Here is a 13,840-nt window from a genome sequence, read left to right as displayed (position 1 = left end):
TGGCGCGGCATGTTCTTCGTCGGCGTGGCCCCGGCTTTGCTCGTACTCTACATCCGCGGCAACGTGCAGGAATCCCCGGCCTGGAAAGCGATGGAGAAGAAGCAGCACAACCGTGCAGGCCTGCTCTCGACGATCGGCAAGAATTGGACGCTTGCGCTTTACTCGATCATCCTGATGACGGCGTTCAACTTCTTCTCGCACGGTACGCAGGATCTCTACCCGACGTTCCTGCGTGAACAACACCACTTCGATCCGCATACGGTCTCGATCATCGCGATCGTGCTGAACATCGGCGCAATCGTCGGCGGCTTGTTCTTCGGCTCTATGTCTGAAAAAATCGGCCGTCGCCGCGCGATTTGCATTGCCGCGTTGATCGCGCTGCCCGTCCTGCCTTTGTGGGCCTTCTCGAGCGGTGCCGTGATGCTCGCGATCGGCGCGTTTCTGATGCAAATCTCGGTGCAAGGCGCCTGGGGCGTGATCCCCGTTCACCTGAACGAGATCTCGCCCGATGAAGTGCGCGCGACGTTCCCGGGCCTCGTCTACCAGCTCGGCAACCTGATCGCGTCGGTGAATGCGACGATGCAGGCATCCGTGGCCGTCAGCAACGGCAATAACTATGCGTTCGCACTCGCCGTCGTAGCGGGAATCGCCGCAGTCGTCATTGCGATCCTCATCCTTTTCGGTCCCGAGCGGCGCGGCATCGATATGACGCGTTCGGCAGAGCAAGTCGCTGCATCGTCTTGACGGCCTAAATACGACCGCGCAACACCGAAGAAAGGCGCGCGACGCGCCTTTCTTCCCCCTCCCCCACGCTAACCCGCCGGTGCTGCACTGCAGCGGGCCCCATCGCCTAGACTCCCTTTTAGAGGAGTCCATCGACAAACAACGCTTGCCGCAAAATCCGAGCGTTTTTATCGTGCTAAAAATAACCAAATTTCAATCAGAGGCTTGAATCGCTTGTTCGCGGCTGGGCAACCGGCATGGGAGGCGCACATGGCAACGAGAACATCCAGCCGGAACACCGGCGACACGAAGGCACGCATTCTCGACGCGGCCGAGGACATTTTCATCGAATGCGGCTATGAGGCGATGTCGCTGCGTCAGATCACTTCGAGGGCCGACGTCAATCTCGCCGCGGTCAACTATCACTTCGGCAGCAAGGAAGCCCTGATTCACGCGATGCTGTCGCGCCGCCTCGACAAGCTCAACGTCGAGCGCTTGAACCTGCTCGAACGCTTCGACGCCCAACTAGGAAACCGCCTGACCTGCGAGCACGTACTCGGCGCGATGTTCATTCCGGCCTTGCGTCTGTCGCGCGACACGCGCGCGGGCGGCCCCGCATTCCTGCGTCTGCTCGGCCGCGCCTATACGGACCCATCCGCTTTCATTCACGAGTTTCTGAACGGACACTACGCCGAGGTCGCGGAACGCTTCTTCGATGCGTTTCAGCGCGCGCTGCCGCATCTGCCGCGCGAAGAACTCGGTTGGCGGCTGCATTTCGCGATCGGTGCGCTCTCGGGCGTGCTCGCCGGCGCGGATACCGATAGCCTCATCGCCGAATTCTCCAAGGGCCGCACGCTCAGCGATCTGCACTTGATCGCTCGACTCGCTTCGTTGATGGTAGCGGCGCTCAAAGCACCGCTGCCCGACGCGGCCCAACTATCCGCATTCGCAGCCGTGCTCGGCGATGCGGACGATGGCGGCGACGCCGCGGCCGGAATCAGCGCATGCGGCCCGCTCGATGCCCCGCACACGGCCGATGGCAACCACGATGCGGCCGAACCGGACGAGCGCGAATCGGCACGGCTCCTGGCCGCGCAAGCGTTGCAAGCGGCCAGTTCACCGCCCGCCCAACTGCCGGACGCTTCGCGCCCCGCGGGCTGGAGCGCGCCTCTGTAACGACTCACGACGGACGGCACCCCCACGCGCGTCCCCGGAGGAACGGTCATGGCATGGCTCGTCCTCGCGCTCGCCATCGCGGGCGCGATCCTGATCTTCATGGAAGCCGCCGCGTGGTGGTGGCTCGCGGCATTCAGCGCATGGGTCGCAATCGTCGCGCTGACCGGTGCGGCCGGCTTGATCGGTTGTGTCGTGCTCGGCGTCGTGCTCATCGTGCCGGCGGCGATCGTGACGACGCCTCCCGCGCGTCGCTTGCTCATCAGCAAACGCGTGCTTGCGTTGTTTCGCCGCGCGCTGCCCGAGATGTCGCCGACCGAGCGCGATGCGATCGAAGCCGGCACGGTATGGTGGGATGCGGAGCTCTTCAAAGGCCGGCCCGATTGGGATGCACTGCTCGCACACGGGCCGCCGGTGCTCTCCGATGAAGAACGCGCATTCGTCGACGACGAGTGTGCACGGCTCGCCGATTTGGCCAACGATTGGGAGACGACTGCGCGCTGGCAAGATCTTTCGCCGCAAGCATGGCAGTACGTCAAAAGCCAAGGCTTTCTCGGCATGATCATCGACGAGCAGTATGGGGGCAAAGGGTTTGGCGCCTACGCGCATTCGCAAGTCGTCATGAAGCTCGCGTCGCGCTCGTCGGCAGCCACGGTGTCGGTCATGGTGCCGAACTCGCTCGGCCCCGCGGAATTGTTGCTCCACTATGGCACCGACGCGCAGAAAGCCCACTATCTCCCGCGCCTAGCAAGCGGGGAAGAAATCCCCTGCTTCGCGCTGACGAGCCCCTATGCCGGCTCGGATGCGGCGGCCATTCCCGATGTCGGCGTCGTCTGCACGGGTATGTACGAAGGCCGCGAAACGTTGGGATTTCGCATCACCTGGGACAAACGCTACATCACGCTGGGTCCGGTCGCCACCGTCCTCGGTCTCGCGTTTCGCGTGCGCGATCCGCATCACTTGCTCGGCGGCGGCGACGAGCCGGGCATCACCTGCGCACTAATCCCCACCTCGCATCCGGGCGTATCGATCGGCCGCCGTCACTGGCCGCTGAACGCCGTCTTTCAGAACGGCCCGAACTCGGGCAAGGACGTCTTCATTCCGATCGACTGGGTCATCGGCGGCCCCGCGCAGGTCGGCAACGGCTGGCGCATGCTGATGGAATGCCTCGCGGCCGGCCGCGCGATTTCCTTGCCCTCCGCAGCCGTCGGCACGGCGAAGCTCGCGGTGCGCGGCACCAGTGCCTATTGCGCGCTGCGCCGCCAGTTCAAGACGCCGATCGGCAAGTTCGAAGGCATCCATGAAGCGCTCGGCCGCATGGGCGGCAACCTTTACGTCATGGACGCGATGCGGCGATTTTGCGCGCAGGCCGTCGATCTAGGCGAGAAACCGGCCGTGTTGTCGGCGATCGCCAAATATCATGTGACGGAACGCTCGCGCCACGTCATCAACGACGCGATGGACATCGCCGGCGGCAAGGGAATTTGCCTCGGGCCATCGAACTTTCTCGCGCGTGCCTACCAGCAATTGCCGATCTCGATCACGGTCGAAGGCGCCAACATCCTCACGCGTTCGCTGATCATTTTCGGACAGGGATCGATCCGGTGCCATCCGTATCTGCTCAAGGAAATGACGGCCGCGCGCGATGACGACGACGAGCGCGCGTTGATCGCATTCGATCATGCGTTCTTTCGCCACGGCGCGTTCATCGCTTCGAACGCGCTGCGCAGTTTCGTGCACGGGCTCACATGCGGCCTATTTATCAAGAAGCCTGGCGGCGCGAGCTCCGTGCTCGCGAACTACTATCGCGCCGTCACGCGCCTTTGCATCGCGTTCGCCTTCGTGGCCGACATATCGATGCTGCTGCTCGGCGGCGCGCTGAAGCGGCGCGAACGGTTGTCGGCGCGCTTGGGCGACGTGCTTTCGCAGCTCGTGCTGATGTCGGCAACGCTCAAGCGTTTCGAGGACGAGGGTGCGCACCCGGAAGATTTGCCGTTCGTCCGCTGGGGCGTCAAAGACGCATTGCTTGCGGCCGAGCTCGCATTCGAGGGGCTCTTCGCGAATTTTCCGAATCGATTTGCGGCGGCAATCATTCGCATCGTCGCTTTTCCGCTCGGCGTGCGCCGTCACCGTCCGCCTTCGGACGGGCTCGTCAGCACGATCGCGCTGCTACTCCAAACACCGTGCGGTGCACGCGATCGATTGCTCGCCGACTCCCACATCCCGGCAAACCCCGATGCGAACGACCCCATTGCGTGCGGCGAGCGTCTGCTCGAACTGTGTCAGCAAGTCGCCGAAATCGAAACGAAGCTGCGCGATGCCGTGCGCGCGGGCCATGCGCGTCCGATGCCCCAAAGCCTGGCCGACTTGCCCAACTGGGCGCAGGTTGCGCATGAGCGCGGCTGGATCGATCTGCGCGAGCGCGATCTGCTCGTTCTATACGCGCGCGATGGCGCAGCCCTGATCAGGGTCGATGACTTTCCCGCCGACTTCGACCGCTCGGAAAGCCGGCCCGGCGAGCGCGGGCGCACCGACGCGCAGACGGCGGGCAGCGATGATGGGCCGATGGCAGGCAGCACTCAGGCCGCCGGTCTTTCGGTCAACGTCGATCGACGGTAAGCGGTCCGATCGGCGTTGATGGCCGCGGCGGCGCGACGCCACATCGCCGCGGCGATAACAACTCAGGGAGAAAACAACATGGATCAACGCATCGCCCCGCAGGCGGCATTGGACGCATCACGCGCCATCAGCGGCGAGCCGCCGCCTGTTTCAGACGTATCCACCACGTCCGCTCAGTCCGGTGCACTCGCCGCGCCCGATGAATTTCCCGCACCGGCCGCACTTCAGACGCCCAATACCGACGGCATCTGGTATGCCTCGTACCCGCCCGGCGTCCCCCGCGATATCGACGTCGGCCAATATCGATCCGTCGTTCATTTCTTCGATGAATGCACGTCCACCTATCGCGGCCGCACGGCTTTCGTCAGCATCGGCTCGAACATGTCCTACGACACGCTCGCGCGCAAGGCAAATTCGTTCGCCGCCTATCTTCAGCGCATCGGCATCCAGCGCGGTGACCGCGTCGCCATCATGCTGCCCAATACCTTTCAATACCCCGTGTCTTTGTTCGGTGTCCTGAAGGCCGGCGCCGTCGTCGTAAACGTCAACCCGCTTTACACGCCGCGCGAGCTCGCTCATCAGCTGAAGGACAGCGGCGCGAAGGCGATCATCGTCTTCGAGAACTTCGCCAGAACGCTCGAGCAGGCGCTGCCCGAAACCGCCGTCGAACACATCGTCGTTACCGCGCTCGGCGATCTGCTCGGCGACGGGCTCAATGCGAAGGGACGGCTGCTGAACTTCGTCGTCAACCACGTGCAAAAGATGGTGCCGGCGTATCGCCTGCCGGGCGCGGTGCGCATGCGGCGCGCGCTTGCCCTAGGCGCGAAGTCACCCCTCGCGCCGACCATCGTCTCGCACGACGATCTAGCCTTCCTGCAATACACGGGCGGCACGACGGGTGTGGCCAAAGGCGCGATGCTCACCCATCGCAACATCATCGCCAACCTGCTCCAAGCGAAGGCGTGGGCGGAAACGCAGCTAGGCGGCGAGGTCGAGACGGTCCTCACCCCGCTGCCGCTTTATCACATCCTCTCGCTCACGGTGAACGGCTTGATTTTCCTCGGGCTGGGCGGGCGCAACATCCTGATCGCCAACCCGCGCGACATCAAGCGCGTCATGCGGATGCTGCGCCACCAGACGTTCACGGGCATCCTCGCGATCAATACGCTGTACAAGGCGTTTCTGGAGAACGATGAGTTCTGCAAGCGCGACTTCTCGAACCTGAAGCTCGCGATGGCGGGCGGGATGGCGACGCAGCGTGCCGTCGCCGATCGCTTCAAGGCCGTGACGGGCAAACCGATCGTCGAAGGGTATGGGCTGACCGAATGCTCGCCGATCGTGTCGCTCAATCCGGTCGACGTGAAGCATCTGCGTGACTTCGACGGCTCGGTGGGGCTGCCGGCGCCCTCCACGATCGTGCGTTTTCGGAAGGACGACGGCACGTGGGCGAGCATCGGCGAGCCCGGCGAGCTTTGCGTGAAGGGGCCACAAGTGATGAAGGGCTATTGGATGCGGCCGGACGAGACGGCGAAGGTGCTCGACGCTGACGGATGGCTCGCGACGGGTGACATCGGCGTGATGGATTCGGCCGGCTTCATCAAGCTCATCGATCGCAAGAAGGACATGATTCTCGTGTCGGGCTTCAACGTCTATCCGAGCGAGATCGAAGATGTGATTGCGATGCATCCGGGCGTGCGCGAGGTGGCGGCGATCGGCATTCCCGACGAGGCGCAAGGCGAGCGCGTGAAGGTGTTCATCGTCCCGCGCGAGCGAGGGCTCACGCGCGAGGAGATTCTCGAGCACTGCCGCAAGCATTTGACAGGCTACAAGGTGCCGAAGCTGATCGAATTCCGCGATACGCTGCCACAAACGAACGTGGGGAAGATTTTACGGCGGGCGTTGCGGGATGAAGAGTTGGCCAAGCGATCCCCCTCTGACCCTGTCAAACGGCACCTATCTCGAACCCCAGCGCCCCCGCGACGATCGTAATCGAACGAAAGGCGCGGGCATCGGCAATCGCCAAATTGCGCAGAACGAAACAATCGGACGGACGCAGCGCGCCTCGCATGGGGCCGGGCCAATCGCGCAAACGCCCATGCCAGAGCGCACCGACATCCGCATCGACCTCGAGGCAAATCGCGACGTCTGCGCCTGCAAGCGCCGCATACGCGCGGCTCGCCTGCAACCTCGAATCCAGCACGACGAGCGCAGCCGCACGCGAAGATCTGAAGGCGCCATGACAATCGAACCACGGCATCGCGCAACCCGCCGCGACGGCACCCAAGCTCGCGCTCATGAACGTGCGTCGATTCATTGCCGAACTCCCTCCCGGAGCGGCCGCTTTCATCCTTTCAAACATCACCGCGCTTCCCACGCCAGCTCCGAGGCCAAATCCCCGACTTGCCCGGCGCCAAAATGCCTTGCGGATCGAGCGCATCCTTGATCGTTTCCGACATCCGCAGCAGCGCTCCGTCGTTGAAATCGTACTGCGAGGCGGCGAAATCCATCGTCGCCAAATGCGTTCGATAAACGCCGTACCCCTCCGAGCGCGCATCGCTCATCAACACGCGCTGGAGATCGGCGGCAGCGTCAGTCTGCTTCGGGTCATCGCGATCGAATATCGTCGCCACGATGTGATGCAAGTGCCGCTCACCGGCCGTGAAGCCGCCGTAGTAATCGAAGCCATACTCGGCCAACCGTGCCTTCGCGACCGAATATTGGCGCATCGCGTCGCGCCCCCTGAACGGGCAGATCGGCGAAAAATCGACGTGCGCGCCCGCGCCGCCGCGCCAATCGAGCATCCGAAACGCGCTCATCGCCGGAATGCCGGCCATGTTCCTTTCGCTGCCGCCGGCCGGTTCCGCATCGGCCGCATACCGGTTCGCCTCGATGCGCGCACCCGGCAGGCGCGCAAATGCACGCCGGGCCGCGGCGAAGCGGACGTCGACGAGGTCGGCTGAGCCATATACGGCAAAGTGAACGTTCCAGCGACCGATATCGAGCCGCCTCACGATCTCGTCGACGACCGAATCGGGCATCGGCCCCACACCGTCATACCAGTCGGTGCGCGTCGATACACCCGCCGCATGACGGATCGCGCCTTCGATCACCGCATGGTTGCGGATCGTCTCGTCGAGCCTGAGCGGCCGCAGCGTTTCGACGGCCGCTTCCAGGTCGCGTTCGCCAGGCAACTTCACATGCACGATCCGATATTCTTCGGGCCGCGGCATCAGCCAAAGCCCGAGCTTCGTCACGATGCCGAGGTTCGATTGCATGAACATCGTGTCGTACGACGGTCCAAAGCCTCCCTTGTAAAGCTGCCAAGCACGGCCGATTTCGATCGCTCCCATGCCCGTGCGCACGAGCTCGCCATTCGCCAGCATGACCTCCATCCCGCACTGGTGGGCCGCGTGATCGCCGTAGGCGGTATAACCGAATCCGCGCTCGAGCGTGTTGCCGACGACGCTGCCCCACCCGGCCGCGGCCGGATCGATCCACAGCTGCAGAGCACGCCGGTGCAACTCGGCATGAAGATCGAAATACGTCACCCCAGGCTCCACCAACGCATAGGCCAAGGTTTCGTCGACTTCGAGGATTCGGTTCATCCGCTTCAAATCGAGCACGACCGAGCCGCGCAATCGAGGAGCCGCCCCGCCGTAAGCGAAGTTCCGTCCCGTCGAGACAGGCCACAGCGGCAGGCCATCGGCCCGCGCGATCGTGAGCACCTCCCGTATCTCATCGACACTGGCCGGCAGTACGACCGCCGATGCAGCGAACTCGTGCGCCTGCGGCTGCGGCGTGAAAGGATCGACATAGTCTTGCAAGCGCTCGGCCGACGTCAGTACGTTCGATGCACCGACGATCGATGCCAACTCGCGCAGCGCACGTAAAAACCGGCTTTCGGAGACGTTCGGGGGAAGCACTAGCGTCATTGGGTTCCCCCCGTCGATTCGAATTAGCTCAATTCATGATAGACATCGCGCGGATGCCAGGCGAAACATCGTCGAAAAACGACTCCGCGACGCGCGTTTGTAGGCGATCTTCGCCAAATCCATACGCACACCCCGCGCACGGGGTAAAATCCCGCCCAATCATGCGCGTATCGAGTCGCGCAGCCGCCAACCAACCGTGGAGCAGCCCGCGCTGCTGTACCCGCAATGCCGAATCCGTCCGAATCGCATCCGCAGAACGACTTCATGAACGCCGCGCGCAAAGAGCGCAAGCGCGTCGAGATCTACCTCGTCAACGGCATCCGCCTGACGGGCTGCATCGAGTCGTTCGATCAGTATCTCGTCATGCTGCGCACGCCTGTCGGCTTGCAAGGCATCTATAAACGCGCCATTTCGACGATCCAGCTCGATACGGGCATGCGCCCCGGCCCGCGTGGGCCTCGCACCGGCGGATATGGGGAGCGTGGGGAGCGAGGCGAACGTGGCGAGCGCCACGGTCCGCGCGAAGGATCGGGCCCGCGCGAATTCCGCGAACCGCGTGAACCGAGGGAAGGCCGCGAGCCGCGCGAACCTAGGGAGCCGCGTGAGAGCTATGGCACCTCCTCGGCGCCCGAGCATCGTTCGTCCGAGGGGCCGGTGGTCGTCACACGCCGGCGCCGTCCGTTCAGCACGCTGCAGAACGGGCCGTCGAACGACACGAACGGGAATCAGCGCGACGAATAATCGGGTCGAGGTCGAGCGCAAGATCGAGCGCTAGTGCCATTGCGTGCCGGAAAGACCGGCGGCAACGGCGTTTTGGCTTTGGGTCGGGCTTTGGGTCGGGCTTAGGGGTGGGCTTTTGGCCCGGCTTTGCCTCAGTCCCGCTTGAATGCGTAATCGCGCTCGACCTTGCAGATGCGCGTCACGTATTGCTCATACCATTTCTCGCGGCCCGTCTGCTGCGCGATCAGATGGGTCGCGTCCGCTTTCCAAGCCGCGATCGATTCGAGATCGGTCCAGTATGAAACGGTAATGCCGACACCCTCGCGCGCCGACTCCACACCGAGGAAGCCCGGCTGCTGGCGCGCGGCCTTTTCCATCAGTTCGCTCATCTCGCCATAGCCGTTGTCGCCTTCCGTGCGAATCGACGTGAAGATGACAGCGTAGTACGGCGTTGCGCCCGTTTCTGCGATCGACATCCGACTCCTCTGCCGCTTCACGCGGCGGTTGGTCTGTCCAGGCATTCGACGCGAGGCAGATCGAAGCATCGGCGCCGCCTCACGCTCGCGCGATGCCTCGGTGCGCCTCGTTCAATGCTTGCGATGGCGCGAGTGCGGCTGCTTGGGCGGCAAGCCTTGTTGCGCCTCGCTCTGCAGCAGATGGATCTGTTGCTGCATATCGGCCAATTGCTGCTGCGCGGCCAGCTTCTGCGTGCGCAGCGAAGCGGCTTCGTCGCGCGCCTCCTTCTGGCGGCTCGCCACGAGCGCCTGCTGCTTGCGCGCAACGTCGAGGTCCGCTTGCAGACGATCGGCGCGTGCCTGCGCCTTGGCCAGCTGCTCGTCGGTATAGGCCTTCTGGGCCGCGAGCACCGTGCGCTTGATCTCGACGTCGGCAAGCTGCGCGCTGCGACGCACGAAGTCGGCATAGACCGCCTCGGCGTAGTCCGCGTTCGTCGTCTTGATCACGCGCCAAAAGTTCTTCTGCTGGAACAGCACGGCGTAGTACGTCATGTCCTTTCCGTGCAGCAGCAGGCTCGCGCCATATGTGCCGTTGTAGGCCGTGCGCAACTCCGCGAGTTCGTTGCCCCGCATCATCCGTTGCAAATCCGCAACATCGCCCTGAGCATCGGCCACCTCCTCGGCCGGCGCGACCGATGACGCGGCCTCCGGCGAAACGGCCGGCACCGAGGCGAGCGTCGCGCTAGCCGGCGCAGCGGCTACGACGGGCGCCGAGGCCGCGGCAGGCGCGGCCGGTGCAACGTTTGCGGTGCCGTCCGCGGCAGATTGCGCCGTGGCACACCCTTCGATACCCAATCCCCCGATTGCGATCAGCGCTGCAAGCGCCGTCCCCCGCATACGCGAATAGTGGCTCATTGTCGTTTCCTGCATGGAATAGTTCTACTTTTTTGAGACAGCTTGCCTCAAGCGCGCCATTATCCCTCAGATTCTCGCGTTTCGGGTTCCTCATCAAATATCTGGTATTTCCGCATTTTTTCCCATAGGACCTTGCGGCTAATGCCCAAGAATTGGGCGGTGTCCTGCCGTTTCCAATCGTTCGAAGCCAGCGCCGCCAGCACGCGCGCGCGCTCGGCCATATCCCACTTGCTGCGGTCGACGACGATTTCCGTCGTGCTCTCGGCCGGCGCCGGTTGTTCGTTGCGCGCATGTGCGATGAGGCGGCGCAAGCGCGCGGCATCCCACGCACCGATCTGGCGCACGGTCACGCCGATGCGCTCGGCCAGATTGCGAAGTTCGCGCACGTTGCCGGGGAAGTAGGTATCGGCGACGGCATCGGCGAGCCAGTACGGAATCTCGGGCAGGCTCGCGAGCCGCTCGGCCCCGACCACCGAGGCAATGAAGGCCTTGAAGATGGCAATCTTGTCGACGGCGCCGCGCTCTTCCAGCGACGGGATGCGCAACTCGATCACGGCGAGCCGGTAGTAGAGATCGGCGCGGAACGTGCCGTCCTTGACTAGCTGCGGCAAGTCCTTGTTCGTCGCGGCCACCAGGCGAAAGTCCACCTTGACGGGCGTGGCGGACCCGAGGCGCGTCACCGCCGAATCTTCGAGCACGCGGAGCAGCTTCACCTGCTGGTAAAGTGGCAGATCGCCGATTTCGTCGAGAAACAACGTGCCGCCGTCGGCCTGCTCGAAGTAGCCTTTATGCGCGCCGACCGCGCCCGTGAAGGATCCCTTCGCATGGCCGAAGAACAGCGACTCGAAGAGCCCGTCCGGAATCGCGCCGCAGTTGACGGGCACGAACGGGCCGTGGCCGTAGCGCGCATGCTTGTCATGGAGCAGTTGCGCGATGCGTTCCTTGCCCACGCCCGTCTCGCCGCGAATGAGCACGCTCGTGTCGCAGTCGGCGAACGTATCGACCTCGTGCAGCAGCGCCTGCATGCACTCGGCGTGCGCCACGAGCGCCGTCGGCTCGAGCGCCTCGGCCGTATGCGCGCGCAGCTGTGTCAGCAGCTTCGCCACCATGCCGCGCAGCTCGGCACATGTGAAGTCGAGCGGCAGCACGTGCGAGTATTGTGGCGGGTAAGTGGCCGGGTCGCGCTCGCGCGGCAATGCGCCCACCCAAATCACGGGCATGCCGGTATGCGCTTGCCAATCGCGCAGCCTGGCGCTGCCGCCGTCGATGACGCTCACGCTGATCACGGCAAGCGAGGCGCGCGCAGCGTTGCGCTCGGGCGTGCCCGTCATGTCGTCCGCACGAATCACGTCGACGTCGAAGCTCGACATGCAGCGCACGACGCGCTCGACGATATCGGCCTTGCCCTCCCAGACATAGATGTCCAGTTCCTCGATCGTATGGGCGGTTTTCATCGTATTGGTTTCTAAGTAATCCTGAACATTTGGTCCGGTCAGTACGCCGTCAGTAGACCAATTGCGAAGCCCCGCACGTCAGCGACAAATCGTGGACCGTCGCCACACCCAACTGCACACCGAGCAGTTGCAACAACGGATCGACGACCTGGTCGATTCCCAGGAGCAACTGATCGAGCGCTGGCGATAAGGCCAACAGCAACGCATCGACGAGGGGCCCGACCGGCAGCGAAACGCTGCCCAGCAGCGTGACGTTCAGCGCGTTCGGCTGCGACAGCGAGGCGGCAAACCCGGAAAGCGCCGTCGCAAGCACGCGGCCGGCCGCATCCGAATTGGCGCTTTGGTAGTCGTCATCGTTCGGCGTTACGCCGTCGAACGTCAGCGTGGCTGCGGATGATGGCGGAACGACGGCCGGAAGGGCAGCCTTTGCGGTCACGGCAACGACATTCGGCACGTTGAGCAAAGTCGCGGGCGTGGCGCAGCTGAACGGCTGCGAGGCCGACGGATTGACGGGTGGATCGCCCAAGCAGACGTTTGCCAGGCCGGGCTGCACGCCGATCGTCGACGTGCTCGCCGCCCGCGTCGGCGCGCAATTCGTCGCTTGCAGCCAAGCGGTGCCCGGCGCGGCCTCGAGCGAAAGCGGCAAGTGCAAGCCGACGCTGCCGATCACCGGCAACGTCGGTGTTCCGAGCGAAACATCGAGATACAAGCGCACTTGCGCCGTGCTGGCCTGCGTACGCCAGCGCTGTTTGACCGGGTCCATGCCCGCTTCGCCGACGGCCAGCACCGGCGGCGCAATGACTTGAACCTGCAGCGCGGTACTGAAGCCGGCGATATCGATGCCCGTTGCCAAGCTGACGGGAGGCTGGCCGGCCTTCGCCACCTCGGCCGCGATCAGCAAGGCATCGAACGGGCTCACGGTTGCATCGAGCGCACTTTGGCCCTGCGCGACGTCGAGTGCGATCACGCCGTGTCCACCCTGCCCGTCGCCCAACGGGAACGACACCGAGTTCGCGCTGCCGGCGCTTGCGATCGTCTGCAGCGTTGCCAAATCGGTCTGCAAGTTTGCATCGGCCACCGAAGTCGAAGACAACGCAGTCAGCATCAGATTCGCCAACTGCGCGACGTTCACCTGCGTCGCCAGCACCTGCTCGACGGTACCGGCACCGGCCGCCGCCATCAAATCGCGCACGCGAATGCGCGCATTCGCCAGCGCTTCATAGGAAGCGAGCGATACATTGAGATTCGCGCCGAGCAACGCGTTCAACAGCGCATTGGCGAGACCGCCTTGCAGTTGCGCGAGCGTCGTGCCGACCGTGAACGCGCCGAGGTTCGTGGCCTGCGCCGTGGCGCTTGCACTGAGGCGCCGGGCCGGGCCGAGGAAGAAATACGGCACGGTACGCGCCGCCGTCACTTGCACGGCGTTCAGCGGTGTCGCCGTGCTCGTCGCGGCGAAATAGCTGGGGCCTGCATTCGCGCTCGTGTCCCATCGCCCGCAGACGATCGATAGCGATTGGTCCGCCGCATCGGGCGCGAAACCGTTGGCTGCCGCGTTCGCGCGCGCGGTGGCCGTGGGCTGAGTGCACGTATCGTCCATCCGCTGGGCCGCCGCCAACGCCGCGAGGTCGGCCGTGCGCTGTAGCGCGCGACGGGCAAAGAACGCATTGCCGACGTCGAGTGCTCCGAGCGCGGCGATCAAGACCGTCATGAACAAGGCCACGATCGGGATGATCGAGCCGCGCTCGCGCGCCAGGTGCAAGCGCAAGCGGCTGTGCCGCGGTACGCGATGCCTGCCCCCGGCGCAGCCCATAGGCTCCGAAGACAAGCCCGAACGGCTCCCCGCAGTCGG

General features: G+C 64.3%; 11 protein-coding genes. 5 read left to right on the top strand and 6 right to left on the bottom strand.

What is annotated here, in order from left to right; all coding sequences use genetic code 11:
• The 4 genes from ACTHNZ_RS08085 to ACTHNZ_RS08070 all read left to right on the top strand — a co-directional run.
• Positions 1-744, top strand: a 744-nt coding sequence (locus ACTHNZ_RS08085) for an MFS transporter (protein WP_440541978.1), incomplete at its 5' end; no start/stop codon positions are given.
• Between the two features lie 249 nt (positions 745-993).
• On the top strand, positions 994-1,899 hold the full coding sequence (locus ACTHNZ_RS08080) for a TetR/AcrR family transcriptional regulator (RefSeq protein ID WP_440541977.1): 906 nt from the start codon (positions 994-996) through the stop codon (positions 1,897-1,899).
• A gap of 48 nt (positions 1,900-1,947) precedes the next feature.
• The gene (locus ACTHNZ_RS08075) at positions 1,948-4,515 is read left to right on the top strand and encodes an acyl-CoA dehydrogenase (RefSeq protein ID WP_440541976.1); all 2,568 of its coding nucleotides are present in this window, start codon (positions 1,948-1,950) and stop codon (positions 4,513-4,515) included.
• Between the two features lie 78 nt (positions 4,516-4,593).
• Positions 4,594-6,504 (top strand): AMP-binding protein, encoded by a 1,911-nt coding sequence (locus ACTHNZ_RS08070; protein ID WP_440541975.1) that lies wholly within the window; start codon positions 4,594-4,596, stop codon positions 6,502-6,504.
• On the opposite strand, the gene ACTHNZ_RS08065 is transcribed toward ACTHNZ_RS08070, so the two are convergent.
• The gene (locus tag ACTHNZ_RS08065; RefSeq protein ID WP_440541974.1) at positions 6,458-6,829 is read right to left on the bottom strand and encodes a hypothetical protein; all 372 of its coding nucleotides are present in this window, start codon (positions 6,827-6,829) and stop codon (positions 6,458-6,460) included. The two genes, ACTHNZ_RS08070 and ACTHNZ_RS08065, sit on opposite strands and share 47 nt — an antisense overlap.
• 37 nt (positions 6,830-6,866) lie before the next feature.
• The gene (locus ACTHNZ_RS08060) at positions 6,867-8,447 is read right to left on the bottom strand and encodes an FAD-binding oxidoreductase (RefSeq protein ID WP_440541973.1); all 1,581 of its coding nucleotides are present in this window, start codon (positions 8,445-8,447) and stop codon (positions 6,867-6,869) included.
• A gap of 225 nt (positions 8,448-8,672) precedes the next feature.
• Between ACTHNZ_RS08060 and hfq the strand changes: the two genes are divergently transcribed.
• Positions 8,673-9,188: an RNA chaperone Hfq gene (hfq, locus tag ACTHNZ_RS08055; protein ID WP_440541972.1), complete on the top strand. Its 516-nt coding sequence runs from the start codon at positions 8,673-8,675 to the stop codon at positions 9,186-9,188.
• 131 nt (positions 9,189-9,319) lie between these two features.
• Here the strand turns inward: hfq and ACTHNZ_RS08050 are convergent, their stop codons facing one another.
• The 4 genes from ACTHNZ_RS08050 to ACTHNZ_RS08035 all read right to left on the bottom strand — a co-directional run bounded on the left by ACTHNZ_RS08050 (position 9,320) and on the right by ACTHNZ_RS08035 (position 13,801).
• Positions 9,320-9,643 carry an antibiotic biosynthesis monooxygenase family protein gene (locus tag ACTHNZ_RS08050; RefSeq protein ID WP_440541971.1) on the bottom strand — a complete coding sequence of 108 codons (324 nt, stop codon included), beginning with the start codon at positions 9,641-9,643 and terminating at the stop codon, positions 9,320-9,322.
• Positions 9,644-9,754: 111 nt separating this feature from the next.
• Entirely contained in the window at positions 9,755-10,537 is a 783-nt protein-coding gene (locus ACTHNZ_RS08045) for a DUF2968 domain-containing protein (protein WP_440541970.1), read from the bottom strand.
• Between the two features lie 59 nt (positions 10,538-10,596).
• Positions 10,597-11,991, bottom strand: coding sequence for a sigma 54-interacting transcriptional regulator (locus ACTHNZ_RS08040; RefSeq protein ID WP_440541969.1), 1,395 nt, complete (start codon positions 11,989-11,991; stop codon positions 10,597-10,599).
• Between the two features lie 49 nt (positions 11,992-12,040).
• Positions 12,041-13,801, bottom strand: a complete 1,761-nt coding sequence (locus ACTHNZ_RS08035; RefSeq protein WP_440541982.1) for a TadG family pilus assembly protein — start codon at positions 13,799-13,801, stop codon at positions 12,041-12,043.
• Between the last annotated feature and the right edge of the window lie 39 nt (positions 13,802-13,840).

This window comes from Trinickia sp. (assembly GCF_051953955.1).
Lineage (GTDB): Bacteria > Pseudomonadota > Gammaproteobacteria > Burkholderiales > Burkholderiaceae > Trinickia.
This window is presented reverse-complemented; position numbering and strand designations above follow the sequence as displayed.

What these genes read in the sequence shown, in the direction of transcription:
- ACTHNZ_RS08080 (WP_440541977.1), top strand. Translation starts at nt 994, where the DNA reads ATGGCAACGAGAACATCCAGCCGGAACACCGGCGACACGAAGGCACGC.
- ACTHNZ_RS08075 (WP_440541976.1), top strand. Translation starts at nt 1,948, where the DNA reads ATGGCATGGCTCGTCCTCGCGCTCGCCATCGCGGGCGCGATCCTGATC.
- ACTHNZ_RS08070 (WP_440541975.1), top strand. Translation starts at nt 4,594, where the DNA reads ATGGATCAACGCATCGCCCCGCAGGCGGCATTGGACGCATCACGCGCC.
- ACTHNZ_RS08065 (WP_440541974.1), bottom strand. Translation starts at nt 6,829, where the DNA reads ATGAATCGACGCACGTTCATGAGCGCGAGCTTGGGTGCCGTCGCGGCG.
- ACTHNZ_RS08060 (WP_440541973.1), bottom strand. Translation starts at nt 8,447, where the DNA reads ATGACGCTAGTGCTTCCCCCGAACGTCTCCGAAAGCCGGTTTTTACGT.
- hfq (WP_440541972.1), top strand. Translation starts at nt 8,673, where the DNA reads ATGCCGAATCCGTCCGAATCGCATCCGCAGAACGACTTCATGAACGCC.
- ACTHNZ_RS08050 (WP_440541971.1), bottom strand. Translation starts at nt 9,643, where the DNA reads ATGTCGATCGCAGAAACGGGCGCAACGCCGTACTACGCTGTCATCTTC.
- ACTHNZ_RS08045 (WP_440541970.1), bottom strand. Translation starts at nt 10,537, where the DNA reads ATGAGCCACTATTCGCGTATGCGGGGGACGGCGCTTGCAGCGCTGATC.
- ACTHNZ_RS08040 (WP_440541969.1), bottom strand. Translation starts at nt 11,991, where the DNA reads ATGAAAACCGCCCATACGATCGAGGAACTGGACATCTATGTCTGGGAG.
- ACTHNZ_RS08035 (WP_440541982.1), bottom strand. Translation starts at nt 13,801, where the DNA reads ATGGGCTGCGCCGGGGGCAGGCATCGCGTACCGCGGCACAGCCGCTTG.